This is a genomic window from Micromonospora sp. CNZ285, assembly GCF_004637285.1.
Genome location: NZ_SPQD01000001.1, coordinates 32,643 through 56,883 on the forward strand (window position 1 = coordinate 32,643; position 24,241 = coordinate 56,883).

Sequence of the window (24,241 nt, forward strand, 5' to 3'; positions counted from 1 at the left end):
CACGAGGCGCGGTGGGTGACCGTTGCCGACGAGGGGGGCGAGGGCGTGACGACCAGCAAGTCACGGAACAAGGCCGGGGCGGGGCTGAAGATCGAGCGCGTCTGGACGACCGAGGGGGTGCATCCCTACGACGAGGTCGCCTGGGAGCGCCGCGACGTCGTCATGACGAACTGGCGGGACGGCTCGATCAACTTCGAGCAGCGCGGGGTGGAGTTCCCCGAGTCCTGGTCGGTGAACGCGGCGAACATCGTGACCACCAAGTACTTCCGGGGCGCGGTGGGGACCCCGGAGCGGGAGTGGTCGCTGCGGCAGCTGATCGACCGGGTGGTCGAGACCTACCGCACCGCCGGTGAGGAGTACGGCTACTTCGCCACCCCGGCCGACGCCGAGGTGTTCGCGCACGAGCTGACCTGGATGCTGCTGCACCAGGTGTTCAGCTTCAACTCGCCGGTGTGGTTCAACGTCGGCACGCCGTCGCCGCAGCAGGTCAGCGCCTGCTTCATCCTCTCCGTCGACGACTCGATGGACTCGATCCTCGACTGGTACAAGGAGGAGGGGCGGATCTTCCAGGGCGGCTCCGGTGCCGGGGTCAACCTCTCCCGGATCCGTTCCTCGAAGGAGCTGCTCTCCTCCGGCGGCACCGCCTCCGGCCCGGTCAGCTTCATGCGCGGCGCGGACGCCTCCGCCGGCACCATCAAGTCCGGTGGCGCCACCCGGCGCGCCGCGAAGATGGTCATCCTCGACGTGGACCACCCGGACATCGAGGAGTTCGTGGCGACCAAGGCGCGCGAGGAGGACAAGATCCGCGCGCTGCGGGACGCCGGGTTCGACATGGACCTGGGCGGCGCCGACATCGTCAGCGTGCAGTACCAGAACGCCAACAACTCGGTCCGCGTCTCCGACGAGTTCATGACCGCGGTGGAGAACGGCGGCGGCTTCGACCTGCGCGGCCGGCTCGACGGGCAGACCATCGAGACGATCGACGCCAAGAAGCTGTTCCACACCATCTCCCAGGCCGCGTGGGAGTGCGCCGACCCGGGCCTGCAGTACGACGACACCATCAACGACTGGCACACCTGCCCGGAGACCGGGCGGATCACCGCGTCGAACCCGTGCTCGGAGTACCTGCACCTGGACAACTCCTCGTGCAACCTGGCTTCGCTGAACCTGATGAAGTTCCTCCGCGCCGACGGCGGCTTCGAGGTGGAGAAGTTCGTCAAGTCGGTCGAGTTCGTCATCACCGCGATGGACATCTCGATCTGCTTCGCCGACTTCCCGACCGAGAAGATCGGTGAGACCACCCGCGCCTACCGGCAGCTCGGCATCGGGTACGCCAACCTGGGCGCGCTGCTGATGGCCTCCGGCCTGCCGTACGACTCGGAGCAGGGCCGGGAGGTGTCCGCCGCGATCACCTCGCTGATGACCGGCACCGCCTACCGCCGGTCCGCCGAGCTGGCCGGCATCGTCGGCCCGTACGACGGCTACGCCCGCAACGCCGAGCCGCACAAGCGGGTCATGCGCAAGCACGCCGCCGCAAACGACGCGATCAAGGCGACCGGCACCGTGGCCACCGCCGTGCAGCGCGAGGCCACCAAGCAGTGGACGCTCGGCAACAAGCTCGGTGACAAGTTCGGCTGGCGCAACTCGCAGGCCAGCGTGCTCGCCCCGACCGGCACCATCGGCCTGATGATGGACTGCGACACCACGGGTGTCGAGCCGGACCTGGCCCTGGTGAAGTTCAAGAAGCTGGTCGGCGGCGGCTCGATGCAGATCGTCAACCAGACCGTGCCGCGCGCCCTGCGCAGCCTCGGCTACCCCGAGGAGCAGGTCGAGGCCATCGTCGAGCACATCGCCGACCACGGTCACGTGGTGGACGCCCCGGGCCTCAAGCCGGAGCACTACCCGGTCTTCGACTGCGCCATGGGCGAGCGCTCGATCGCGCCGATGGGTCACGTGCGGATGATGGCGGCCGTCCAGCCGTTCATCTCCGGCGCCATCTCCAAGACGGTGAACATGCCGGAGCAGGCCACCGTCGAGGACGTCGAGAAGATCTACTTCGAGGGCTGGAAGCTCGGCCTCAAGGCGCTGGCGATCTACCGCGACAACTGCAAGGTCGGCCAGCCGCTGTCGGCGGCGAAGAAGAACGACGGCAAGGCGGACAAGACCGCCGTCGCGCAGGCCGCGCCGGAGAAGGTCGTGGAGAAGGTCGTCGAGTACCGCCCGGTGCGCAAGCGGCTGCCGAAGAAGCGCCCGTCGGAGACCATCTCGTTCTCGGTCGGCGGCGCGGAGGGCTACCTCACCGCCTCGTCCTACCCGGACGACGGCCTCGGCGAGGTCTTCCTCAAGATGTCGAAGCAGGGCTCGACCCTGGCCGGCGTGATGGACGCCTTCTCGGTGGCCATCTCCATCGGTCTCCAGTACGGCGTCCCGCTGGAGACGTACGTCAGCAAGTTCACGAACATGCGCTTCGAGCCGGCCGGCATGACCGACGACCCGGACGTGCGCATGGCCGCCTCGGTGATGGACTACATCTTCCGTCGCCTGGCGCTGGACTTCCTGCCGTACGACCGCCGCGCCGAGCTGGGCATCTTCACCGCCAAGGAGCGGGCCGCCCAGCTCGCGGCCGAGGCGGAGGCGGAGGCGAGCGGTGCGGACCTCACCGCGATGGCCGCCTCCGCCCCGGTCGAGGCGCCCGAGCCGAAGACCGGCCCGATCGCGCAGCCGGCGCAGGAGCTGGCCGACGCCGCGGCCGTCAAGCCCGCGCCGTCTGTGGGTTCCAGCACCGAACTGCTGGAGGCCGTGATCGGCAAGGCCGCCGACGCGCCGCTCTGCTTCACCTGCGGCACGAAGATGCGGCCCGCCGGTAGCTGCTACGTCTGCGAGGGCTGCGGCTCCACCAGCGGCTGCAGCTGACGACCGGTCGACCACGCGAGCGCGGCAGGGACTTCCCTGCCGCGCTCGCGCGTGCTCACGGTCACAGACCATCGTGTACGCGAGCTGGAATGCTCGGGGGATGAGCACGACCGACATCTATCGGTTCTTCGCCGAGCGTGAGACGCGCGGCGTGTCCCCGGCGTACGAGCGGTTGTCGCGGGCGGTGGCCGGTGACGCGGAGCTGCTCGCCCTGCTCGACACGTTGCCGCCGGCCAAGCGTCAGCCGAACCTGCTGTTCGGGGTGGTGCGGCTGCGCGGCGGGCCGGTGGACGACCCGGCGGCGTTCCGCGCGTACGTGATGGCGCACTGGCCGGACGTCGCGGCGCAGATGCGGGTGCGGGCGACGCAGACGAACGAGGCGGGGCGCTGCGCGGTGCTGTTGCCGGTGCTCGCCGCGTTGCCGCAGCCGCTGGCGTTGCTGGAGGTGGGGGCGTCCGCCGGACTGTGCCTCTACCCGGACCGGTACGCCTACCGCTACGGCGACCGGCGGGTCGGCGACGGCGAGCCGGTGCTCGACTGCGACCTGACCGGCACCGAGCCGCCGGAGCGGCGCCCGGAGGTGGTGTGGCGGGCCGGGCTCGACGTGAACCCGCTCGACGTCACCGGCCCGGCCGACGTGGCCTGGCTGGAGGCGCTGATCTGGCCGGAACACCGCCACCGCCGGGAGCGGCTGCGCGCCGCCGCTGCCGTCGCGGCGGCCGACCCGCCGCTGCTGGTACGCGGTGACCTGGTCGACGACCTGCCGGAGCTGGCGGCGCAGGCCCCGGCCGGGGCGACGCTCGTGGTGTTCCACAGTTCGGTGCTGTACCAGGTGCCGCCGGCACGCCGGGACGCGTTCACCGCGCTGGTACGCACGCTGCCCGGCCACTGGATCGCCAACGAGGATCTGTCGGTGCTGCCGTACGCGACGCTGCCCGAGCCGCCCGCCGACGGGTTCCACAACGTGCTGGCCCTGGACGGCCGCCCGCTGGCCTGGACCCGGGGTCACGGGCAGGCGCTCACCTGGTTCGGCCCGGCGCGGCCGTGAGGACCGCCGGACCGCCGGCCCGGCTCAGTCCGGCAGCGCGTCGACCGCCGAGGCGAGCACGCCGCGCAGGTCGGCCTCCGCGCCGACCGGCAACGTCTCCGGCTTGACCACCTGGTACGCCACGCGCACCTCGTAGTGGTCACCTCGCCAGGCCCAGCCGTCGAACCGGGTCTCCCCGCCGTCCCACGGGCGTACCGCCGTACAGGAGGTGTCGCCCGGGCCGGCGTCGCTCGGTTCGGCGGCGATGCGGTCGCACCGGTCCCGCCGCCACGTCGCGTCGTACCTGCCCTCGGCATCGACGGCCACGGTGACGACCAGGTCACCGCGCATGGAGGTGCCGCTGGTCAGGTCGACCGCGCACTCCTTGGAGCCGCTGCGGTCACCGAGGTTCGCCGAGGCGCTGGGCTGGGCGCCGGGCGCGAGCCGCGCCAGCAGGTCGGCCGGCAGCAGCGCGCAGGGGTCGCGGAGTTCCCCCGGCGACGCCGTCTCGTCGGCGGTGCAGCCGGCGGAGGCCAGGAGCACCCCGGTGACCAGCAGTAATGCGGCCGATCTCGTCATGTTGTCCTCCTCGGACGATCGCGGGCGACCGTAGCAGCGCGACGCCAACCCGCCCTCCGCCCCGTCGATCATGAGGTTGACGGGGCGACACGCCGACCCCGCCCCCGCCAACTTCATGATCGACGGAGCGGGGGCGGGAGACGGGCCGGCCGACTGAACATTGAGCACAGCCGACACCCGACCTGTACCGCACGTGAGGACGGGACAGCGAAGGGTGGTCGCTCTGGCTAGGGTTGACGATCTCGGCGGAGGGAGACGTCATGCGCGCCCGGGTGCTCCTCGCGTCGATGCTGCCGGTGATCTGGGGCGTTGCCGCCGGCTGGTGGACCCCGCGCGGGCCCGGCACGGTGGGCGCGGCACTCGCCTCCGTCGCGGTGAGCCTCGCCGTCGGGCTGGCCGCCGGGTGGCTGAGCCGGTCCCGCTGGTTCATGCTCGTCGCGCCGGTGATCTTCGCGGTGGCCGTCGAGCTGGTCCGGCTGCGGCTGCGCGGGCCCACCGTCGACCGTCCGTACCTGTCCGGCTTCGGTGTCGTGGCGCTGCTCGCCGGCCGGGGCGTACACGGCCTGCTGAGCTTGTTGCCGCTGCTGGTCGGTGCCGTCTACGGCGCCGGCCTCGCCCGCCGCCTCGATGCGGTGCCGCCGCGCCGGCCGGTGCCGCGCCGGCTGGGCCGGATCGGCGTCGGTCTGCTGGCCGCGTTGCTCGCGCTGGTCACCGTCGGCGCGGCCGTGCCGGGCCGCACCGACCCGATCCCCGGCGGCATCGCCCGCTTCGACACCGTCGAGTCCTCCGGGCGCGAGCTGGGCCTGCTGATCCGGGGGTACGGACCGCAGCGCTCCGGTACTGCTCGTGGTGCCCGGGCCGCCCGGCGGCTCGGAGATCGGCGGGGTTCGCCGCCACCTGCCCGAACTGGAGCAGCGCTTCGTGGTGGCGGTGTGGGACCGTGCCGGCGGGCCGCGCTCCTGGTCGGGGTTCCGCGCGCCGTCGGACTGGCGCCTGGACGACGAGGTGGACGACCTGGTCGCGGTGGCCCGGCACCTGCGGGAACGGCTCGGCCGGGATCGGATCCACCTGGTCGCGCACTCCGGCGGCACCATCGCCGGCCTGCTCGCCGTGCGACAGCACCCGGAACTGTTCGCCGCCTACGTGGGCGTCGGGCAGGTGGTGAGCCTGCGCGAGGCCGATCGCAGCCAGTACGCCGACACCGTGGCCTGGGCCCGCCGCACCGGCCGGACGGCGCTCGCGGACCGGATGACCGCGCAGGGCCCGCCGCCCTACCGGGACGTCTGGGCGTACGAGCCGTTGCTGACAAACGAGGGCGGGGCCTTCCCGGTCGACCGGGAAGGTGCGAGCGAGGACGAGACCGGGACCGTCGGCAACCTGGGCGTGTCCGAGTACAGCCTGCTGGAGAAGGTGCACCTGTTCGGTTTCCTGGACGGCTGGGACGTGCTGTACCCCCGGTTGCAGGAAATCGACTTCCGGCGTGACGTGCGGCAGCTCGCCGTGCCGGCGTACTTCGTGGACGGCGCGCAGGAGGTGCCGGGCCGGCTGCGCCTGTTCGACGAGTGGTACGCGCAGCTCCAGGCACCGCGCAAGGACCGTCTGGTGATCCCGCGCGCCGGGCACCGTTCGATGTTCGAGCGGCCCGGGGTGTTCGTGCCGTACCTGGAACGCCTCGGGACCGACGGCGGCCCGGGCGGAAACTAGGGCGGGCAGGGCGTCCGTAGACTTCAGCGGTGCGTGACGAGCTGGCGGACCGGCCCCTGACCGAACCGCACCCGTCGCGGCTGTCGCCGGACCACCCGGGGCGGGAACGCATCCTCGCCGTGCACGCCGCCGCCCTGGCCGCCGGGGAGGCCGGCTACCTGGACCCGGAGACCGGGCTGTTCGTGCTCAGCGCCGGGTTCCTGGCCCGGCGTGGCACGTGCTGCGGGCGAGGCTGCCGGCACTGTCCGTACGTGGCCGATTAGGGGGCTTCCGTCCCCGCTGGGGCACCCCGTACGGTGTCCGACGGAACTCCGGCGGGTCGGACCCGCCGCCGACCGCGGAGGTCTCCCGTGCGTGCCCGATTCTGGCTGGCCGTTCCGGCCGTCCTGCTCGCCGCCGGCTGCGCCGATGAGGCGCCCACAGCGGCCGGGCCGCCGCCCCCGCCTCCGCCGGTCCCGGTCGCGGCGGCGTCCTCGGGCGGGGCGTGCCGGCTGCTCGACTTCGCGGTGATCGCCGAGCACACCGGCGGCACGTTCGACGTGGCGGCGGCCACCGAGCGGGGCGACACCCACACCTGCGTGGTCCGCGCGGCCGGGGCGGTGCTGCCGGAGCTGACGCTGTCGGTGACCGAGACGTCGATCGATGCCGCGACGTTCGCCCTCGACGTGCAGCCCAGCGGCGCGGCGAAGATCAGCAAGCTGGGCAAGGCCGCCTACCGGCGCACGCTGCCCAAGACCGCGAAGTCCGGGCCGGCCGCCGAGGTCGGCTGGCTGGCCACCGAGGGGCGGCTCGCCACGCTGCGCTGGACCGCCCCGACCGGCACCGCGAAGGCGGAGGCGGACAAGACGGCCGGCAAGCTGGTCACGCTGGCCAAGGTGATCGACACCAGGCAGCTCTGACCGAAGGTCGCCAAAGCAGCTCTGACCGGAGGTCGCCAAGCAGCTCTGACCGCAGGTCGGGTCAGCGGGCCGCGACGAATACCCGGGACGCCACCTCGCGGGGCAGCCGGACCCGGTCACCGGAGCGGTCGATGGAGACGGCGTCGCGTTCCTGCGCCACAGTCACCGTCGCGCCCGGGTCGACGCCGGCGGCGTGCAACTGCCGGAGCACGTCCGAGTCGGTCTGCACGCTCTCGCAGATCCGCCGCACCACGACCGTGCCGGACAGGCCGGGGAACGCCAGGTTGCGCTCACCCTCGACCGCGTCGGCGGGCACCTGGCCCGGGTCGCCCAGCTCCTCCAGGCCCGGGATCGGGTTGCCGTACGGCGAGCGGGTCGGGCGGTTGAGCAGGTCGAAGACCCGCTTCTCCACCGCGTCGCTCATCACGTGCTCCCACCGGCAGGCCTCCTCGTGGGCCTCCTCGTAGGGCATCCCGATCACGTTGACCAGCAGCAGCTCGGCCAGCCGGTGCTTGCGCATCACGGACACGGCGGTGTTGCGGCCCTGCGGCGTGAGGGTCAGGTGCCTGTCGCCCTCGACGGTGAGCAGGCCGTCGCGCTCCATGCGGGCGACGGTCTGGCTGACGGTCGGGCCACTCTGCTTCAGCCGCTCGGCGATGCGGGCACGAAGCGGCGGCACCCCCTCCTCCTCGAGTTCGAGGATGGTGCGCAGGTACATCTCGGTGGTGTCAACAAGGTCGTGCTTCACGTCTGCGGCCTCCTGGGCTCCGATGGTACCCGTAACCACCGACCATCGACGGAGGCGAAGCCGGAGGTGGCGCGCCGAATGGTGTTGACTGGACCGTATGTCCGCCACCGCAGACCTGCTGGTCGAGCCCGACCGGCTCGCCGCCGAACTCGATCACGCCGACCCGCCGACCCTGCTCGACGTCCGCTGGCGGCTGACCGGCCCGCCCGGGCGCGACGACTACGCCGCAGGCCACCTGCCCGGTGCCGTCTTCGTCGACCTGGACACCGAGCTGTGCGGGCCGCCCGGCGCCGCCGGCCGGCACCCGCTTCCGGACCCGGCGGCGTTGCAGTCCGCGCTGCGGGCCGCGGGCGTCCGCGCCGGTCATCCGGTGGTCGTGTACGACGGCGGCGACGGCATGTCCGCCGCCCGCGCCTGGTGGACGCTGCGCTGGGCCGGGCACCGGCAGGTGCGGGTGCTGCACGGCGGCTTCCCGGCCTGGACGGCCGCCGGGCTGCCGGTCGACACGAGCGTGCCCGCCCCGGCGCCGGGCGACGTGACGGTGGCGCCCGGCGCGCTGCCGGTGCTGGACGCCGCGCAGGCCGCCCGGCTGGCCGCCGCCGAGCCCGGCGTGCTGATCGACGTGCGGGCCGCGCCGCGCTACCGGGGCGAGCACGAGCCGGTCGACCCGGTCGCCGGGCACGTGCCGGGCGCGGTGAACGTGCCCGCCCCGGAGTACGTCACGCAGGGCCGGTTCCCCGACGCCGGGGCGCTGCGGGAGCGGTTCGCCGCCGCAGGGGTGGACGCGGACGCGCCGGTCGGTGCGTACTGCGGCTCGGGGGTGACCGCCGCGCAGGCGGTGCTCGCGTTGCACCTGGCCGGTCGTCCGGACGCCGCGTTGTACGTCGGCTCGTGGAGCGAGTGGGTGGCCGACCCGGACCGTCCGGTCGCGACCGGCGGCACGTCCGGCCGGTGAGCGTACGACTGGTGGGCGCGCCCCGGGTCACGTGCGACGATGGCCGCATGGCCGACGACACGGTGGTGGTGTGGGACGAGGCTCTCCTCGCCTACGACATGGGCGACCATCCCCTCGACCCGGTCCGGGTCGAGCTGACGATGGCGCTCGCCCGTGAGCTGGGTGTGCTGGACCGGCCCGGCGTGCGGCTGGTCAAGCCCGAGCCGGCCGACGACGCGCTGCTCACCCGCGTACACGATCCGGCCTACCTGGACGCGGTCCGGTCCGCGCCGCGTGACCCGCTGTTCGCCGGCTTCGGTCTGGGCACCTCGGACAACCCGGTCTTCGACGGGATGCACGAGGCGAGCGCGCTGATCGCCGGCGCCACGACCGCCGCCGCCGAGGCGGTGTGGCGCGGCGACGCCCGGCGCGCGGTCAGCGTCGCCGGCGGGCTGCACCACGCGATGCCCGCCCGCGCCGCCGGGTTCTGCGTCTACAACGACCCGGCCGTGGCCATCGCGCGGCTGCTCGACCTCGGCGCGCAGCGGATCGCGTACGTGGACGTGGACGTGCACCACGGCGACGGCGTGCAGGAGATCTTCTACCGCGACCCGCGGGTGCTCACGATCAGCCTGCACGAGACGCCGCTCGCGTTGTTCCCCGGCACCGGGTTCCCGGACGAGACCGGCGGCCCGGGCGCGGAGGGCACCGCGGTGAACGTGCCGTTGCCCCCGGGCGTGGGCGACGCGGGTTGGCAGCGGGCGTTCCACGCGATCGTGCCGTCGGTGCTGCGCGCGTTCCGGCCGCAGGTGCTCGTCACCCAGTGCGGCGCCGACGGGCACCGCAACGATCCGCTGGCCGACCTGCACCTGTCGGTGGACGGGCAGCGGGCCACGTACCGCTCGCTGCGGGCGCTCGCCGACGAGCTGTGCGACGGCCGCTGGGTCGCCACCGGCGGCGGCGGGTACGCGCTGGTCGAGGTGGTGCCCCGGGCCTGGACGCACCTGTTGGCGATCGCCACCGGCGAGCCGGTCGACCCGGCCACGCTGACCCCGCCGGGCTGGCGGGACCTGGCCGCGCGGCGGCGACCCGGGCACGAGGTGCCGTTGCGGATGACCGACGACGTGGATCCGTCGTACCAGCCGTGGCAGCCCAGCGGCGAGCCGAACGCGGTGGACCGGGCCGTCGCGGCCACCCGCAAGGCCGTCTTCCCGCTGCTCGGGCTCGATCCGCACGATCCGCGCGACTGAGCCGGCGGCAGGGGAGGACCGACCGGTGACCACCGTCGAACAACCGGTGGACGTGCTGCTCAGCGACGGCACGACCGTCCAGCTGCGACAGATCCGTCCGGAGGACGCGCCCGAGATCGTGGCCATGCACGGCCGTTTCTCGGAGCGCACCCGATACCTGCGGTACTTCTCGCCGTACCCGCGTATCCCGGAACGCGACCTGAAGCGCTTCGTCAACGTCGACCACCGCGACCGGGAGGCCTTCGTGGTGCTCGCCGGCGAGCGGATCGTCGCCGTCGGCCGCTACGAGCGGCTCGGCCCCGCCTCACCCGAGGCCGAGGTGGCGTTCGTGGTCGAGGACGCCTACCAGGGCCGGGGCATCGGCTCGGTGCTGCTGGAGCACCTGGCCGACGCGGCCGGGCGCCACGGCATCGTGCACTTCGTCGCCGAGGTGCTCCCCGCGAACGGGACGATGCTGCGGGTCTTCGCCGACTTCGGCTACCAGGTCCAGCGCCAGTACGCCGACGGCGTGGTGCACCTGAGCTTCCCGATCGCGCCCACCGAGGCGACGCTTGCGGTGCAGCGCGGCCGGGAGCACCGCACCGAGGCCCGGTCGATCGCCCGGCTGCTCGCGCCCCGGGGCATCGCCGTCTACGGCGCCAGCACCACCGGCCAGGGCGTCGGCGCGGCGCTGCTCGGGCACCTGCGCGACGGCGGCTTCGCCGGGGCGATCGTGCCGGTGCACCCGAGCGCGTCGACCGTGGCGGGGCTGCCCGCGTACCCGTCGGCGGCCGACGCCGGCCAGGACATCGACCTGGCGGTGGTGGCTGTCCCGCCGGACGCGGTGACCGACGTGGTGCACGACGCGGCACGAGCCGGCGCGCACGGCCTGGTGGTGATCTCGGCCGGGTTCGCCGAGTCCGGCCCGGCCGGCGCGGCGGCGCAGCGCGCACTGGTCCGCGCCGCGCACCTGGCCGGCATGCGCGTGGTCGGCCCGAACTGCCTCGGCGTCGCCAACACCGACCCGGCGGTACGCCTCAACGCCACGCTCGCCCCGGTGCTGCCCGCGGCGGGCCGGGTCGGCGTGTTCAGCCAGTCCGGCGCGTTCGGGGTGGCGCTGCTGGCCGAGGCGTCCCGGCGCGGGCTCGGCCTGTCCAGCTTCGTCTCGGCCGGCAACCGGGCCGACGTGTCCGGCAACGACCTGCTCCAGTACTGGCAGGACGACCCGGCCACCGACGTCATCACGCTCTACCTGGAGACGTTCGGCAACCCGCGCAAGTTCGCCCGGCTGGCCCGGCGCATCGGCCGCCGTAAGCCGGTGGTGGCGCTCGCCTCGCTGGCCCGGCCGCCGGGCGTGGGGGAGGCGCCCGCGCTGGACGCGGCGGCGGTGAGCGCGCTGTTCGCCCAGTCCGGCGTGATCCGGGTGGACACCGTGTCCGAACTGCTCGACGTGGGCGTGCTGCTGGCCCACCAGCCGCTGCCGGCCGGGCGGCGGGTGGCGGTGGTGGGCAACTCGTCGGCGCTGACCGGGCTGGCCGCGACCGCCTGCGCCGCCCAGGGACTGGCCGTCGCCGACGGCTACCCGCAGGACGTCGGCCCGAGCGCGGGGGCCGCCGCGTACGCCACCGCGCTCGGTGACGCGGTGGCCGACGAGCGGGTGGACGCCGTGGTGGCGGTGTTCGCGCCCCCGCTGCCGGGCCAGCTCGCCGACCCGGTGGCCGACTTCGCGGCGGCGCTGCCCGACGCGAAGGTCACCGGCAAGCCGTTGGTGGCGACGTTCCTGGCCGGGCTCGTGCCGGCCGGGGTGCCGGCGTACCCGAGCGTGGAGGAGGCGGTACGCGCGCTGGGCCGGGTGACCGCGTACGCGGACTGGCTGCGCCGGCCACCCGGTGTGCTGCCGGAACTGGCCGACGTGGACCGGGCGGCCGGGCACGCCGCGCTGCGCCCGGACGGCGCCGACGCGGCGGCGTTGCTGCGCGCGTACGGGATCGACGTGGTGGACTCGGTGCCGGCCCGCTCGGCCGAGGAGGCGGCGGCGGTGGGGGAGCGGCTCGGCTGGCCGGTGGCGCTCAAGGCCGCCGCCCCCGGGCTGCGGCACCGCCTCGACCTGGGCGCGGTACGCCTCGACCTGGCCGACGCCGCCGCGCTGCGCCGCGCGTACGCCGAGATGGCCCCGGTGTTCGGCGCGGAGGTGCTGGTCCAGCCGATGGTCGCGCCGGGTGTGGCGTGCGTGGTGGAGCTGGTGGAGGATCCGGCGTTCGGGCCGGTGGTCGGGTTCGGGCTGGGCGGCGTGGCGACCGAGCTGCTGGGCGACCGGGCCTGGCGCGCTGTCCCGCTCACCGACCGGGACGCCGCCGAGCTGGTCGACGAGCCCCGGGCGGCGCCGCTGCTGCGCGGGCACCGGGGCGCCGCGCCGGTGGACCGGGCAGCACTGGTCGACCTGCTGGTGCGGGTCGGCCGCCTGGCCGACGAGCAGCCGCGGGTGCGGTCGCTCACGCTCAACCCGGTGCTGGCCCGGCCGGACGGCATCTCGGTGCTGCACGCCACCGTGCGCACCGGCGCCGAGGCCGCCCGCCCGGACACCGGCCCGCGAAGGTTGTAGACCTCAGCCGCGCGCGGAGATCTGCTGCACCGCCCACTCGTTGCCGTCCGGGTCACGGAAGAATACGAAGCCGACGTTGTCCAGCGGGTGCGGCACCGGGCGCGGGTTCTGACCCATCACCTGGATCTCGCTCACCTCGACGCCCCGCTCGACCAGTTCGGCGCGCGCCCGTTCCAGGTCCGGTACGACCAGTTGCACGCCCTTGAGCGAGCCCGGCTGCATCTCCGGTACGACGCCCCGGCCGAGGACGATCGAGCACCCGGAGCCCGGGGGAGTGAGTTGGACGATCCGCCCCGCGCCGCCCAGATCCGTGTCGTGGTCGAGGACGAAGCCGAGCCGTCGCGCGTAGAACTCCTTGGCCCGGTCCAGGTCGGAGACCGGTACGACCACCACTTCCAGCGTCCAGTTCATGTCGTCGCTCCTGTCGTCGAATCGGTGTGCAGCACTGCCGCGAGCCGGTCGAACGCCTCGCTCAGGCCGCGTGTCATCGGATAGCGCAGGACGGTGTTGCGGCCCTGCGCGGTGGCGTACCGCAGGTGGGTGACGACTGTCGTCCGGTCCGCCGAGCCGGTGAAGTCGTGGCGGACGAGCGTCTCGCCCGGATAGGACTGGTCGTCGAAGAGTTCGGTGCAGACCAGCCGCGCGGGCGGGTCGATCTCCCGGTACGTGCCGCCCTGGCCCATCAGGTCGCCGTCCGGCCCTCGGGAGACGAACCGCCAGCGCCCGCCCACCCGCAGGTCCACCTCGCACTCGACGAGGTGCCAGCCCTGGGCGCCCCACCAGCGGACCAGCAGCTCGGGGCGGGTGAAGGCGGCGAACACGAGGTGGCGCGGAGCGGCGAAGTCGCGGCTGAGCCGGATCTCCCGGTCGCCGGGCAGGCTCACGGTCAGGCCGGTCACCGCTGCTCCCCGGCGGTCAGTTCGGCGAGCACCTCGTCCAGTCGCGCGTAGCTCTCGGCCCAGTAGTCCCGGTAGTCCGCCAGCCACGCGACCGCCTCCCGCAGCGGCCGGGCGTCGAGCCGGCAGGGACGGCGTTGCGCGTCCCGGCCCCGGGTGACCAGGCCGGCGCGTTCGAGCACCTTGAGGTGCTTGGAGACGGCCGGCTGGCTCATCGCGAACGGCTCGGCCAGCTCGGTGACAGTCGCCTCCCCGGCGGCCAGCCGGGTGAGGATGGCGCGCCGGGTGGGGTCGGCGAGCGCGGCGAAGGTGGCGTCGAGCAGATCCGCGGACACGTTCATAACCTCCTGGTTGTGTAACCAGTCGGTTGTATACGGTGGGAGCGCCCGGGTCAAGCACGACAGGCCCCGGCGAACCGCCGGGGCCTGTCGGGGCAGGGGTGGATCAGCAGGCGTACGCCTCCAGCCGGTTCGCCCGCTCCGGGTCGCGCAGCTTGAGCGGCGTGACCTTCTCGATCTGCCGGATCCGCTCCCGGGACAGGCCGAACTCGCGGCCGACCTCGTCCAGCGTGCGCTGCCGGCCGTCGTCCAGGCCGAAGCGCAGCCGGATCACCGCCTGCTCCCGCTGGGACAGCGTGGCCAGCACGATGCGGACCTCGTTGCGCAGCTCGCCGTTGGTGGCGGCGTCGCCCGGCTCGGTACGCGGGTCGACGGCGGCGACGAAGTCGCCGAGCGCGCTCTCGCCGTCCTCGCCGACGGCCTGGTCCAGGCTGACCGGCTCCCGGTCGTAGGAGATCAGCTCGATCACCTGGAACTCCGGGATCTCCAGCGCCGTGGCGACCTCGCTGACCGTGGGCTCGCGGCCCAGCGTCACCGACAGCTCGCGGCGTACCCGGACCATCCGGTTGACCTGCTCGACCATGTGCACCGGGATGCGGATGGTGCGGGCCTGGTCGGCCATGGCGCGGGTGATGGCCTGGCGGATCCACCAGGTGGCGTAGGTGGAGAACTTGTAGCCCTTGGTGTAGTCGAACTTCTCGACGGCGCGGATGAGGCCGAGGTTGCCTTCCTGGATGAGGTCGAGGAAGGCCATGCCGCGACCGGTGTAGCGCTTGGCGATGCTCACCACCAGCCGCAGGTTGGCCTCCAGCAGGTGGTCCTTGGCGGCGCGGCCCTCGGCCGCGATCAGCGCCAGGTCCGCGCGCAGCTCGGCGGAGACGGGGGTGCAGGTGGCCAGCTTCTCCTCGGCGAAGAGGCCGGCCTCGATCCGCTTGCTCAGCTCGACCTCCTGCGCCGCGGTGAGCAGCTTGGTGCGGCCGATGCCGTTCAGGTACGCCCGGACCAGGTCGGTGGAGACGCCGCGCTCGTCGGTGGCGTCGAGGTCCGTGAGGGTGACGTCCATGTCCTGGTGCTCGATCATCTGCTGGGTCATCTCTGTTCTCCCCGTGTCCGACGTGCCTACCGGTCCCGTGCCGCCCACGCGGTGGTGGCCGATGACAAACAGCTTGGCGGTCGGGGCGTGAGACGGGAGTGAGGCGATCGGGGACCCGACAGGAATCCCCGCGGGAATCCGGCACTCCCTTGCCCGGCGCGGTTACCGTGCCACCGACCGGCCGTCGGGGCCGGCCCGGCACTGATGATCGGAGAACGTGGTGGTCTTCAAGCGGCTCATGCAGGCGATGGGTGTGGGCGGACCGTCGGTGGAGACGGTGCTGGCCAACCCGAACTGCCGCCCGGGCGGCGTTCTGGAGGGCCGGATCCAGGTGGTCGGTGGTGACCACCCGGTGGACGTGAGCTACGTCGCACTCGGCCTGGTCACGCGGGTCGAGGTGGAGAGCTCCGACAGCGAGTACGACGTCAACCAGGAGTTCGGCCGGGCCCAGATGACCGGCCCGTTCCGGCTGGAGCCGGGGCAGCGTCACGACGTGCCGTTCCGCTTCCAGGTGCCCTGGGAGACCCCGCTGACCGACCTGTACGGCCAGCACCTGCACGGCATGACGATGGGTCTGCGTACCGAGCTGGAGGTGGCGCGGGCGATGGACAAGGGTGACCTGGACCCGGTGGCGGTGCACCCGCTGCCGGCCCACGAGCGGCTGCTGGAGGCGCTGCTACGGCTGGGCTTCCGCTTCGCGCGCGCCGACGTCGAGCGTGGACACATCTACGGCGTACACCAGCAGTTGCCCTTCTACCAGGAGATCGAGTTCTACCCGGCGCCGCAGTACGCGGGCGCGATGAACCAGTTGGAGGTCACCTTCGTGACCGATCCGCGCCAGGTGCACGTGGTGCTGGAGCTGGACAAGCGGGGCGGCCTGTTCACCGAGGGCCGCGACGCGTTCGGCCGGTTCACAGTGGACCACGCGACCGCGGACCACACGGACTGGGCCGCCCAGCTCGACGGCTGGCTGCGGCAGTCGCTGTCCCGCCGGGGACTGTTCTTCTAGAGGTCGAGCACGAGGGTCCGGGGACCGACGTTGACGCTCTCCACCAGCATGTGGGCGCGGAAACGGCCGGTCTCCACCTTCGCGCCCCGGGAGCGCAACTGCTCGACCACGGCGTCCACCAGGGGTTCGGCCACCTCGGCGGGAGCGGCGGCGGTCCAGCTCGGCCGCCGGCCCTTGCGGGCGTCGCCGTAGAGCGTGAACTGGCTGACCACGAGCAGCGGCGCCCCGACGTCCGCGGCGCTGCGCTCGTCGTCGAGGATGCGCAGCTCGTGCAGCTTGCGGGCCATCGTGGCGGCCACCTGCGGGGTGTCGGTGTGGGTGACGCCGAGCAGCACCAGCAGCCCGTCGGCGATCTCGCCGGTCACCTCGTCGTCGACAGTCACCCGGGCCCGGCCGACGGTCTGCACCACCGCCCGCATCAGTCGGTCACCGGCTCGACGATGCCGCGCTCGACCAGGTGCGCCACGATCGGTCCGGCCGCCTCGGCCAGCTCGTCCGGCGCCACGTCGTGCGCGGCGGCCAGCAGGGCGAGCTGGTCGCGCAGGGGCAGCCGCCCGTCGGCGCCGCCGACCAGGGCGAGCACCAGCGGGTCGATCTCCTCCGACCAGCGCAGCCCGCGCGGCATGGCCAGGACCTGCCGGTCCACCGCCCAGCCGTCGTCGCCCATGGTGGCCTCCTGCCGGAGCTGGAGCCCTTCGGCGGCGCGGTAGCGGGCGGCGAGCAGGCCCTCGGTGTCCCGGGCGCGCAGCCAGTCCTGCCGGGCGAACCACTCGCCGATCCGGTCGCCCAGCGGCGGCTCGACCCGCTGGCGCAGGTCCTCCACACGCACGACCGGCCGGTCGTGGCCGGAGCGGCGCAGCGAGACGATGCCGAATCCGATCGCCTCGACCTTGTGCGCGTCGAACCAGTCCAGCCAGGCCGCCATCCGCTGCGGGTCGGCGCTCTCGCCGACGTCGGTGAGCCACAGGTTCACGTACGCCATCGGGTCGGCCACCTCGCGCTGGATGACCCAGGCGTCCAGGCCGGTGCCGGTGAACCAGCCGGTGACCCGCTCGGCCCAGTCCTCGCCGGTGACGTGCACCCAGTTCGCCAGGTACTGCATCGTGCCGCCCTCGGTGAGCAGATCCGGCGCGGCAGCGGCCAGCTCCGCGCCGATCGCGTCGCCCACCCGCCCGGAGTCCCGGTAGACGTGCGTGGTGGTGCCCGGGCCGACCACGAACGGCGGGTTGCTGACCACCAGGTCGAAGCGGCGCCCGGCCACCGGTGCGACCATGTCGCCGCGCAGCAGTTCCCAGTCCTGACCGTTGAGCGCGGCGGTGGTGGCGGCGAACCGCAGCGCCCGCTCGGAGACGTCGGTGGCGGTGACCCGGCGGGCGTGGGTGCCCAGGTGCAGCGCCTGGACGCCGGAACCGGTGCCCAGGTCGAGCGCGGTGTCCACGACCGGGCGCACCGCGGCCGAGATCAGCGTCTGGGTGGCGCCGCCGATGCCCAGCACGTGCTCGGCGTGCAGTGGGCGCCCGGGCCGCGCGCTGGCGGGCACGTCGGCGAGCACCCACCAGTCGTCGCCGTACGGCTCCAGGTCGACCCCGGCGCGCAGGCCGTCGCCGTGCCGCTCGACGATGCCCCCGGCCAGTGCCTCGTCCAGCGCCAGCGGAGCCAGCGCGTCGGCGACCGCCGCCTCCGGCTCGGTCTGGTCGCAGATGAAGACGCGGATCAGCGTGGCCAGCCGGTCCCGGTCCTCGGTGGCGCGCAGCGCGGCCCGGTAGTCGTTGCGGGCCACCGCGCCGGTGCCCTGCGGGCCCAGGCGGTCGGCGATCCCGTTGGCGGTGAAGCGGGCGAGCGTCAGCGCGGTGCGCAGCGCGTCGACCCCGGCGGGGGAGAGCAGCATCTCGTGACGGTCCACGTGCTCATCCTGCCTCGGGCGCCGTCCGGCGTGGCGCGCACCCGCCGATCCATAACGTGAACCGTGTCTATCGGCAACTATCTCTTTCATGTGTGTCGATCTCTCGTTAGCATTCCTGCCAACATCCGTCGATGGGGTGATCCGGACACAAACCGGGCCGCCCCGGTAGGGAGCCAGACGATGCCCGACGTGTCCCTTCCCCGGCGCCGCGCGCTGCGTGCGCTCGCCGTCACGGCCGCCGCCGCGGCCTTCGCCGCCGCCGCCTCCACGCCCGCTCTCGCCGCACCCACCGGGGAGATCCGGTACGCCGGTGCCGCCGACGCCGTCAGCGGCAGTTACGTGGTCGTGCTCAAGGGCGACGCGGTCGGCACCGCGAACACCCTCGCCGCCCGTACCGCCGTGCCGGACCGGGCCGCCGGCCTGGCCAAGCGCTACGGCGGCAACGTCGGCACGGTGTGGAGCTCCGCTCTCACCGGCTACAGCGCGAAGATGACCCCCGCCCAGGCGCGCCGGCTCGCCGCCGACCCGTCCGTCGCGTACGTCGAGCAGGACCGCGTCATGACCACCCAGGGCACCCAGACCGGCGCCACCTGGGGCCTGGACCGGATCGACCAGCGCAACCTGCCGCTGAACAGCACCTTCACCTACCCGAACACCGCCACCAACGTGCGCGCCTACATCATCGACACGGGCATCCGCACCACGCACAGCGACTTCGGCGGCCGGGCCACCTGGGGCACCAACACGGTGGACACCAACAACACCGACTGCAACGGCCACGGCACCCACGTCGCCGGCACGGTCGGCGGCACCAAGTACGGCGTGGCCAAGGGCGTGCGCCTGGTGGCCGTCAAGGTGCTCAACTGCTCCGGCAGCGGCACCACCGCCGGCGTGATCAGCGGCGTCAACTGGGTCACCTCGAACGCGGTGAAGCCGGCCGTGGCGAACATGAGCCTCGGCGGCGGCGCCAGCACCACGCTGGACAACGCGGTGGCCAACTCGATCAACTCCGGCATCACGTACGCGCTCGCGGCCGGCAACTCCAGCGCCAACGCGTGCAACTCCTCGCCGGCCCGCGTCGCCTCGGCGATCACGGTGGGCGCCACCACCAGCACCGACGCCCGTGCCTCGTACTCGAACTACGGCTCCTGCGTGGACATCTTCGCCCCGGGTTCGTCGATCACCTCGGCGTGGCGCACCAGCGACACCGCCACCAACACGATCAGTGGCACCTCGATGGCGTCCCCGCACGTGGCCGGCGCGGCGGCGCTCGTCCTGTCCGCCAACACCTCCTACACCCCGGCTCAGGTGGCCAGCTACCTGACCAGCAACGCCACCACCGGCAAGGTGACCAGCCCGGGCTCGGGCTCGCCGAACCGGCTGCTCTTCGTCGTCAACTGACGACACGGGTGACCTGAACACACCGTGGGCCGCGGCCCGGTGGACCTCCCAGGGGTCCGCCGGGCCGCGTCACGTCGTCGGGGAGTCGCCGCCCCCGACCGGCGGGCGGCGCGGCACTATGGTCCCCATGACGCTGTCACTGCCCATCGACCCGCAGGCGAACGAGCTGCTGGGCCGCAGCCCGCTGGCCCTGCTCCTCGGCATGGTGCTGGACCAGCAGGTGCCGATGGAGAAGGCGTTCTCCTCCCCGTACGTGCTGGCACAGCGGCTCGGCCACGAGCCCGACGCCGCGGAGCTGGCCGGGTACGACCCGGAGGCGCTGGTGGAGATCTTCGCCCGGCCGCCCGCGCTGCACCGCTTCCCGAAGGCGATGGCGGCCCGCGTGCAGGAGGTGTGCCGGGCGCTCGTCGAGCGCTACGACGGCGACCCGGCCCGGCTCTGGTCCGACGTGACCGACGGCCGGGAGCTGCTGCGCCGGGTGGGTGAGCTGCCCGGGTTCGGCCGGCAGAAGGCGCAGATCTTCGTCGCGCTGCTCGGCAAGCGGTTCGGGATCACCCCGGACGGCTGGCGCGAGGCGGCCGGCGACTACGGCGACGCGGACGCCCACCGGTCGGTCGCGGACGTGACCGATCCGGAGTCGCTGCGCCGGGTACGCGAGTTCAAGCAGCGGATGAAGGCGGAGGCGAAGGCCGCGAAGGGCTGATCCGCCGCCCGCCGCCGCAACCGGCCCGCCGTCCCTGTCGTTTGTCGCCAGGACGGGGGACGGGGGCGGACGATGACCGAGCAGCGGGGCGGGGCGCTGCTGCGTACCGGGTCCAGTCCGGGACGGGCCACGTTCCTGGAGCTCTTCTTCGACCTGGTCTTCGTGTTCGCGCTGACCCGGGTCTCCCAGCGGCTGATCAACGGCGTCGACGGCTCCGCCGGCGCGGTGGCCGCCGACGTGGGCAGGACCCTGCTGCTGTTCCTGGTGCTCTGGCAGGTCTGGACGATCACCACCTGGGTCACCAGCCGGTACGAGCCGGATCGCGTCGTCATCCAGGTAGTGGTGGTCGGCACCATGTTCGGCAGCCTGGTGCTGGGCGTGACGCTGCCCCGCGCCCTGGAGGAGCGGGCATTGCCGTTCGCGCTCGCGTACGTGGTGGTGATGGTCGGCCGGCCGCTGCTGATCGCGGTGGCGTTGCGTGCCCACCCGCGGCGTCTGGTCCCGGTGCGGCTTGCCGTCTGGGCGGGGGTCAGCGCCCCGCTGTGGATCGCCGGCGCGCTGATGCCCGGTCCGCGCCTGGCGCTGTGGGTCGTCGCGCTGGCGGTGGACCATCTCGGCACGGTCCTGGGCTGGCCGCTGCCGTGGATCGGGGCGTCGCGCATCCGGCAGTGGCTCGTCGCCGGGGAGCACCTGGCCGAGCGCTACCAGCAGATCTTCCTCATCGCGCTCGGCGAGTCGATCCTGGTGATCGGCGTGACCTACAGCGGGAAGGAGTTCTCCGGCGACGCGGCGGTGGCGTTCACGATCTCGTTCGTGATCACCGCGTTGCTCTGGCGGATCTACTTCTACCGGGCCGGTCACCTGCTGGCGGAGGCGCTGCGGATGGCCGGCACTCCGGGGCGGCTGGCCGAGTCGGCGGCGCAGACCCACCTGTTCATGGTGCTCGGCGTGATCGGCGCCGCGGTCGGCTACGAGCTGGTCATCGCCCACCCGTACGACACGGCCCGGCCGAGCTGGCTGGTCTTCGTGGTGGGCGGCCCGGCGGTGTTCCTGGCCGCCCGCTCCCGGTTCGAGTACGAGATCTTCGGCCGGGTGTCCCGCCCCCGGCTGGTCGGGCTGCTGGTCCTGGTGCTGCTCCTGCCCGCGCTGGTGACCGTGCCGGCGATGTTCGCGCTCGGCGCGGTGGCCGTCGTGCTGGCGCTCGTCGCGTTCGCCGACGCCCGCCGGGCCTGGCACCGGCCGCCGGAGTCCTCCGCCTCGCCGATCGGGCGGGAGGCGCTCGGCGAGGGCGGCCCCGAGGCGTGAGCCGTCAGGCGGCGGTCGGGCGGGACAGCGACGCCAGCGCGCGGCGGACGTCGGCCAGCGAGACGGTGGCCGAGTCGTCCAGGTCGGCCAGGCCGGCCTCGATCCACTGCCGCATCAGCGTGGTCACGCCGATGCCGCGCGCGTCGGCGGCGGCGCGGACCCGCTCGTACGTCTCCAGCGGGAGCCGGACCGACCGGCTGACCATCGGTACGTCGGTGTCGGGGGTGGGGAGCTGCGCCGGTGACGTGTCGTCGATCAGGTCGGCGAACGCGTCGCCTCCGGCGTGGAACCGCTTGGTCGCCTCGTCACGGTGCATCGTGACCGCCTCCTCGTCGGCGTGATCTCCGCACCGCCTCGTCGTAGCGCTTGGCCTCGACGTCGCTCAGCTCGCGGGCGGAGAGGATGTCCCAGTCGTTGTCGGTGCCGTCGGCCTCGGCCAGCAGCACGGCGAGCCGCCGGCCCCGGTGGTCGGTGGCGTAGACCACCATCACGTCGTCGCCGAGGTGCCGGATGACCCGGCGGTTGCTGTGCAGGGCCTCCCAGACTTCCCCGGGTGTGACGTCGTAGACCCGCAGGTTCGCCAGCGCCTCGTCGGTGAAGCTGAACCGGTTGGCCACGGGCGAAGCGTACCACGCACGTAACACGCACCGGGCTGTCACGAATTTCGCCGATCATCCGTCCGGAGTGACAGGATGGGCCCTATCCCCTCGTAGGAGGTCCGTGGTGAAGCGTCAGGCGTACCAGCCGATACTGATCACCGACGCCCCGCGCAGCCAGGACGACCAGCTCAACAGCCGGCAGAAGCGTTACGTGCTGATGATGGCCATCCGGGTTGCGTGTCTGGTGGCGGGCGCGATCCTGGTCGGCGCGAAGGCCCCGCTGCTCTGGCTCTGGCTGCCGCTGTGCGCGCTCGGCATGGTGCTCGTGCCCTGGCTCGCCGTGCTGCTCGCCAACGACCGGCCGCCCAAGGAGGAGCACCGGCTGGCGAACCGGTTCCAGAACCGGCGCCGCGAGGAGCCCGCGCCCACCGCCCTCACCGCCGAGGAGAACCCGCACAAGATCATCGACGCCGAGCCCTGACCGGCCCGGGCGGAGCACCGCCCGGACCGGCCACCGCCGTCAGGGCGCCGGGCGGGCGCCCACCGTCGTCACGGCGAGCGCGCCCAGGTCACCGGCCCGCGCCAGCGCGGCACGCGGGTCGGCCCCGGCCAGCCACGCGGTGAGCAGCCCGGCCGCGAACGCGTCCCCGGCGCCGGTCACGTCCACCACGTCCACCCCTGGCGCTGGCGCGAACTCCACCACCCCGCCGCGCTCCACCCACACCGCGCCCGCCGCGCCGCGCTTGACCACGACCCGGTGCGCCACAGCTGTCAGCGCCCGCGCCTGCGCCGCCGGGTCCAGCCCGCCGGCCAGCACCGTCGCCTCGTCCGTGTTGACGAGCAGCAGGTCGACGTCGCGTACCCAGGTCAGGAACGCCCCGCCGACGCGCCGCAGCGGCGCCGCGGACGCCGCGTCGACGCTGACGGTCAGCCCACGCTCGCGGGCGGTGGCCAGCGCGCGCAGGCCGGCGCCGCGCGACCCGACGTCCAAGAGGGTGTACGCGGACAGGTGCAGATGCCCGGCGTCGGGCGCGGCGGCCAGTGCCGCGTCCACGTGCGCGGCGGTCAGCCGCAGGTTCGCGCCCCGCTGGCTGATCATCGTGCGCTCCCCGTCGTGGGCGAGCACGATGACGGTGCCGGTCGGGTAGCCCTCGTGCCGCTCCACCGCGCAGTCCACACCGATGCGGGTCAGCTCGGCCACCCGCTCCCGGCCGGTCTCGTCGTCGCCGACGGCCGCGACCAGCGTCACCGCAGCGCCCTGCCCGGCGAGCCAGGCCGCGGTGTTCGCCGCCTGCCCGCCGCCGCTGAACCGGATCCCGGCCGCGGTGTCCGAGCCGGTCGCGAGCGGCCCGGACAGCACCGCGAGCACGTCGGTGATCACGTCGCCGACGACGACGATGCGCGGCCTGGCGTTCATGCCGTACCGGTGGGGCGGGCCGCCGCGGCGACCGCGATCCGGGCCGCGAGGTCGGCGTTGCGCAGGATGATCCGGACGTTCACCGCCAGGCTGGCACCCTCGGTGGCGGCGTGGAAGTGCGACAGCAGGAACGGGGTGACCGCCTTGCCGGTGATCCCCTCGCGGGCCAGCGCGGCCAGTCCTTCGGCGAGCGTGCGGTCGTGCAGCGCCGGGTCGAGCTGCTCATCGGCGGGCAGCGGGTTGGCCACCACCAGGCCGCCGTGGTGCACGCCGTGCGTCGCGCGGGCGGCCAGCACGTCCGCCACCTGCTCCGGCGACTCGACCGACCAGTCCAGGTCGAAGCCCGCATCGGTCAGGTAGAAGCCGGGGAAGCGGCGGGTGCGGTAGCCGACCACACCCACCCCGAGCGTCTCCAGCCGCTCCAGCGTGGCGCCCACGTCGAGGATCGACTTCACCCCGGCGCAGACCACGGCGATCGGCGTCCGGGCCAGCGTGACCAGGTCGGCCGACTCGTCGAACGTCTGCGCCGCCTCCCGGTGCACGCCGCCGAGCCCACCGGTGGCGAACACGCCGATCCCGGCCGCCGCCGCGACAGCGCTCGTGGCCGCCACGGTGGTGGCACCGTCCGCTCCTGTCGCCGCCGCCGGGGCCAGGTCGCGGACCGAGAGCTTGCTCACGCCGTCGACGGTGGCGAGCCGGGTGAGCTGGGCGTCGTCCAGCCCCACCCGCAGCTCCCCGGCGACCATGCCGACGGTGGCCGGCACCGCCCCCGCGTCCCGTACCGCCTGCTCGATCTCGCGCGCCACCCGCAGGTTGTCCGGGCGGGGCAGCCCGTGCGAGACGATCGTGCTCTCCAACGCCACGACCGGGCGGCCGTCCCGCAGGGCGTCGGCCACCTCACTACCGAGACTGATGTGAAAGTTGGTCACGTCGGTTACCGTA

25 protein-coding genes are annotated in these 24,241 nt (G+C 73.6%); 13 read left to right on the top strand and 12 right to left on the bottom strand.

What is annotated here, in order from left to right; all coding sequences use genetic code 11:
• The first annotated feature begins 15 nt into the window (after positions 1-15).
• On the top strand, positions 16-2,913 hold the full coding sequence (locus CLT75_RS00160; RefSeq protein ID WP_135238920.1) for a vitamin B12-dependent ribonucleotide reductase: 2,898 nt from the start codon (positions 16-18) through the stop codon (positions 2,911-2,913).
• A gap of 100 nt (positions 2,914-3,013) precedes the next feature.
• Positions 3,014-3,961, top strand: a complete 948-nt coding sequence (locus CLT75_RS00165; RefSeq protein ID WP_135238921.1) for a DUF2332 domain-containing protein — start codon at positions 3,014-3,016, stop codon at positions 3,959-3,961.
• 24 nt (positions 3,962-3,985) lie between these two features.
• Here the strand turns inward: CLT75_RS00165 and CLT75_RS00170 are convergent, their stop codons facing one another.
• Positions 3,986-4,519 carry a hypothetical protein gene (locus CLT75_RS00170; protein ID WP_135238922.1) on the bottom strand — a complete coding sequence of 178 codons (534 nt, stop codon included), beginning with the start codon at positions 4,517-4,519 and terminating at the stop codon, positions 3,986-3,988.
• An 846-nt stretch (positions 4,520-5,365) separates the two neighbouring features.
• Here CLT75_RS00170 and CLT75_RS32930 point away from each other — a divergent pair.
• From CLT75_RS32930 to CLT75_RS00185, 3 genes are all read left to right on the top strand, one after another.
• Complete coding sequence (locus CLT75_RS32930) at positions 5,366-6,223, top strand: alpha/beta fold hydrolase (protein ID WP_486485008.1); 858 nt, start codon at positions 5,366-5,368, stop codon at positions 6,221-6,223.
• Positions 6,224-6,252: 29 nt separating this feature from the next.
• The gene (locus CLT75_RS00180) at positions 6,253-6,486 is read left to right on the top strand and encodes a DUF5522 domain-containing protein (protein ID WP_135238923.1); all 234 of its coding nucleotides are present in this window, start codon (positions 6,253-6,255) and stop codon (positions 6,484-6,486) included.
• A gap of 87 nt (positions 6,487-6,573) precedes the next feature.
• Positions 6,574-7,122, top strand: coding sequence for a hypothetical protein (locus tag CLT75_RS00185; protein ID WP_135238924.1), 549 nt, complete (start codon positions 6,574-6,576; stop codon positions 7,120-7,122).
• A gap of 61 nt (positions 7,123-7,183) precedes the next feature.
• On the opposite strand, the gene CLT75_RS00190 is transcribed toward CLT75_RS00185, so the two are convergent.
• Complete coding sequence (locus CLT75_RS00190) at positions 7,184-7,870, bottom strand: iron-dependent transcriptional repressor DtxR (protein WP_135238925.1); 687 nt, start codon at positions 7,868-7,870, stop codon at positions 7,184-7,186.
• Between the two features lie 97 nt (positions 7,871-7,967).
• Here CLT75_RS00190 and CLT75_RS00195 point away from each other — a divergent pair, with 97 nt between their 5' ends.
• The 3 genes from CLT75_RS00195 to CLT75_RS00205 are packed head-to-tail and all read left to right on the top strand — an operon-like array spanning position 7,968 to position 12,635.
• Positions 7,968-8,825: a sulfurtransferase gene (locus tag CLT75_RS00195; RefSeq protein WP_135238926.1), complete on the top strand. Its 858-nt coding sequence runs from the start codon at positions 7,968-7,970 to the stop codon at positions 8,823-8,825.
• Positions 8,826-8,872: 47 nt separating this feature from the next.
• Positions 8,873-10,054 carry an acetoin utilization protein AcuC gene (locus CLT75_RS00200; protein ID WP_135238927.1) on the top strand — a complete coding sequence of 394 codons (1,182 nt, stop codon included), beginning with the start codon at positions 8,873-8,875 and terminating at the stop codon, positions 10,052-10,054.
• Between the two features lie 25 nt (positions 10,055-10,079).
• The gene (locus tag CLT75_RS00205; protein ID WP_135238928.1) at positions 10,080-12,635 is read left to right on the top strand and encodes a bifunctional GNAT family N-acetyltransferase/acetate--CoA ligase family protein; all 2,556 of its coding nucleotides are present in this window, start codon (positions 10,080-10,082) and stop codon (positions 12,633-12,635) included.
• A gap of 3 nt (positions 12,636-12,638) precedes the next feature.
• On the opposite strand, the gene CLT75_RS00210 is transcribed toward CLT75_RS00205, so the two are convergent.
• The 4 genes from CLT75_RS00210 to sigB form a co-directional block, all read right to left on the bottom strand.
• Entirely contained in the window at positions 12,639-13,046 is a 408-nt protein-coding gene (locus CLT75_RS00210; RefSeq protein ID WP_135238929.1) for a VOC family protein, read from the bottom strand.
• Positions 13,043-13,534: an SRPBCC family protein gene (locus CLT75_RS00215; protein ID WP_135238930.1), complete on the bottom strand. Its 492-nt coding sequence runs from the start codon at positions 13,532-13,534 to the stop codon at positions 13,043-13,045. The genes CLT75_RS00210 and CLT75_RS00215 overlap by 4 nt, the downstream gene beginning before the upstream one ends.
• On the bottom strand, positions 13,531-13,866 hold the full coding sequence (locus CLT75_RS00220) for an ArsR/SmtB family transcription factor (protein WP_120573912.1): 336 nt from the start codon (positions 13,864-13,866) through the stop codon (positions 13,531-13,533). Before CLT75_RS00220 ends, CLT75_RS00215 begins: the two co-directional genes overlap by 4 nt.
• A gap of 109 nt (positions 13,867-13,975) precedes the next feature.
• Positions 13,976-14,962 carry an RNA polymerase sigma factor SigB gene (gene sigB, locus CLT75_RS00225; protein ID WP_135238931.1) on the bottom strand — a complete coding sequence of 329 codons (987 nt, stop codon included), beginning with the start codon at positions 14,960-14,962 and terminating at the stop codon, positions 13,976-13,978.
• A 220-nt stretch (positions 14,963-15,182) separates the two neighbouring features.
• On the opposite strand from sigB, the gene CLT75_RS00230 reads away from it, so the two are divergent.
• Positions 15,183-15,971, top strand: a complete 789-nt coding sequence (locus tag CLT75_RS00230; RefSeq protein ID WP_135243860.1) for a sporulation protein — start codon at positions 15,183-15,185, stop codon at positions 15,969-15,971.
• On the opposite strand, the gene dtd is transcribed toward CLT75_RS00230, so the two are convergent.
• Both dtd and CLT75_RS00240 read right to left on the bottom strand, forming a co-directional pair.
• Positions 15,968-16,390 carry a D-aminoacyl-tRNA deacylase gene (dtd, locus tag CLT75_RS00235; protein ID WP_135238932.1) on the bottom strand — a complete coding sequence of 141 codons (423 nt, stop codon included), beginning with the start codon at positions 16,388-16,390 and terminating at the stop codon, positions 15,968-15,970. The genes CLT75_RS00230 and dtd overlap by 4 nt on opposite strands.
• The gene (locus CLT75_RS00240; protein ID WP_209310247.1) at positions 16,390-17,874 is read right to left on the bottom strand and encodes a DUF7782 domain-containing protein; all 1,485 of its coding nucleotides are present in this window, start codon (positions 17,872-17,874) and stop codon (positions 16,390-16,392) included. The genes dtd and CLT75_RS00240 overlap by 1 nt, the downstream gene beginning before the upstream one ends.
• Positions 17,875-18,054: 180 nt before the next feature.
• Between CLT75_RS00240 and CLT75_RS00245 the strand changes: the two genes are divergently transcribed.
• From CLT75_RS00245 to CLT75_RS00255, 3 genes are all read left to right on the top strand, one after another.
• Positions 18,055-19,275, top strand: a complete 1,221-nt coding sequence (locus tag CLT75_RS00245) for a S8 family peptidase (protein WP_135238933.1) — start codon at positions 18,055-18,057, stop codon at positions 19,273-19,275.
• A 118-nt stretch (positions 19,276-19,393) separates the two neighbouring features.
• Positions 19,394-19,978, top strand: coding sequence for an HhH-GPD-type base excision DNA repair protein (locus CLT75_RS00250; protein ID WP_135238934.1), 585 nt, complete (start codon positions 19,394-19,396; stop codon positions 19,976-19,978).
• Positions 19,979-20,050: 72 nt separating this feature from the next.
• Positions 20,051-21,283 carry a low temperature requirement protein A gene (locus CLT75_RS00255; protein WP_135238935.1) on the top strand — a complete coding sequence of 411 codons (1,233 nt, stop codon included), beginning with the start codon at positions 20,051-20,053 and terminating at the stop codon, positions 21,281-21,283.
• Positions 21,284-21,287: 4 nt separating this feature from the next.
• Here CLT75_RS00255 and CLT75_RS00260 read toward each other — a convergent pair whose 3' ends face one another.
• Together CLT75_RS00260 and CLT75_RS00265 are read right to left on the bottom strand one after the other, a co-directional pair.
• Positions 21,288-21,599, bottom strand: a complete 312-nt coding sequence (locus tag CLT75_RS00260; protein WP_013284778.1) for a hypothetical protein — start codon at positions 21,597-21,599, stop codon at positions 21,288-21,290.
• Positions 21,589-21,900 carry a hypothetical protein gene (locus CLT75_RS00265; protein ID WP_091070514.1) on the bottom strand — a complete coding sequence of 104 codons (312 nt, stop codon included), beginning with the start codon at positions 21,898-21,900 and terminating at the stop codon, positions 21,589-21,591. Before CLT75_RS00265 ends, CLT75_RS00260 begins: the two co-directional genes overlap by 11 nt.
• A 106-nt stretch (positions 21,901-22,006) precedes the next feature.
• Here CLT75_RS00265 and CLT75_RS00270 point away from each other — a divergent pair, with 106 nt between their 5' ends.
• Positions 22,007-22,363 carry a DUF3099 domain-containing protein gene (locus CLT75_RS00270; protein WP_013284780.1) on the top strand — a complete coding sequence of 119 codons (357 nt, stop codon included), beginning with the start codon at positions 22,007-22,009 and terminating at the stop codon, positions 22,361-22,363.
• 39 nt (positions 22,364-22,402) lie between these two features.
• On the opposite strand, the gene CLT75_RS00275 is transcribed toward CLT75_RS00270, so the two are convergent.
• Positions 22,403-23,299 carry a sugar kinase gene (locus CLT75_RS00275; protein ID WP_135238937.1) on the bottom strand — a complete coding sequence of 299 codons (897 nt, stop codon included), beginning with the start codon at positions 23,297-23,299 and terminating at the stop codon, positions 22,403-22,405.
• Complete coding sequence (locus CLT75_RS00280) at positions 23,296-24,228, bottom strand: pseudouridine-5'-phosphate glycosidase (protein ID WP_135238938.1); 933 nt, start codon at positions 24,226-24,228, stop codon at positions 23,296-23,298. The genes CLT75_RS00275 and CLT75_RS00280 overlap by 4 nt, the downstream gene beginning before the upstream one ends.
• Between the last annotated feature and the right edge of the window lie 13 nt (positions 24,229-24,241).

Excerpts from the sequence above, each read along its gene's own strand:
- CLT75_RS00210 (WP_135238929.1), bottom strand. The coding sequence starts at position 13,046 with ATGAACTGGACGCTGGAAGTGGTGGTCGTACCGGTCTCCGACCTGGAC.
- CLT75_RS00170 (WP_135238922.1), bottom strand. The coding sequence starts at position 4,519 with ATGACGAGATCGGCCGCATTACTGCTGGTCACCGGGGTGCTCCTGGCC.
- CLT75_RS00250 (WP_135238934.1), top strand. The coding sequence starts at position 19,394 with ATGGTCCCCATGACGCTGTCACTGCCCATCGACCCGCAGGCGAACGAG.
- CLT75_RS00260 (WP_013284778.1), bottom strand. The coding sequence starts at position 21,599 with ATGCACCGTGACGAGGCGACCAAGCGGTTCCACGCCGGAGGCGACGCG.
- CLT75_RS00255 (WP_135238935.1), top strand. The coding sequence starts at position 20,051 with ATGACCGAGCAGCGGGGCGGGGCGCTGCTGCGTACCGGGTCCAGTCCG.
- CLT75_RS00200 (WP_135238927.1), top strand. The coding sequence starts at position 8,873 with ATGGCCGACGACACGGTGGTGGTGTGGGACGAGGCTCTCCTCGCCTAC.
- CLT75_RS00195 (WP_135238926.1), top strand. The coding sequence starts at position 7,968 with ATGTCCGCCACCGCAGACCTGCTGGTCGAGCCCGACCGGCTCGCCGCC.
- CLT75_RS00165 (WP_135238921.1), top strand. The coding sequence starts at position 3,014 with ATGAGCACGACCGACATCTATCGGTTCTTCGCCGAGCGTGAGACGCGC.
- dtd (WP_135238932.1), bottom strand. The coding sequence starts at position 16,390 with ATGCGGGCGGTGGTGCAGACCGTCGGCCGGGCCCGGGTGACTGTCGAC.
- CLT75_RS00275 (WP_135238937.1), bottom strand. The coding sequence starts at position 23,299 with ATGAACGCCAGGCCGCGCATCGTCGTCGTCGGCGACGTGATCACCGAC.
- CLT75_RS00245 (WP_135238933.1), top strand. The coding sequence starts at position 18,055 with ATGCCCGACGTGTCCCTTCCCCGGCGCCGCGCGCTGCGTGCGCTCGCC.
- sigB (WP_135238931.1), bottom strand. The coding sequence starts at position 14,962 with ATGACCCAGCAGATGATCGAGCACCAGGACATGGACGTCACCCTCACG.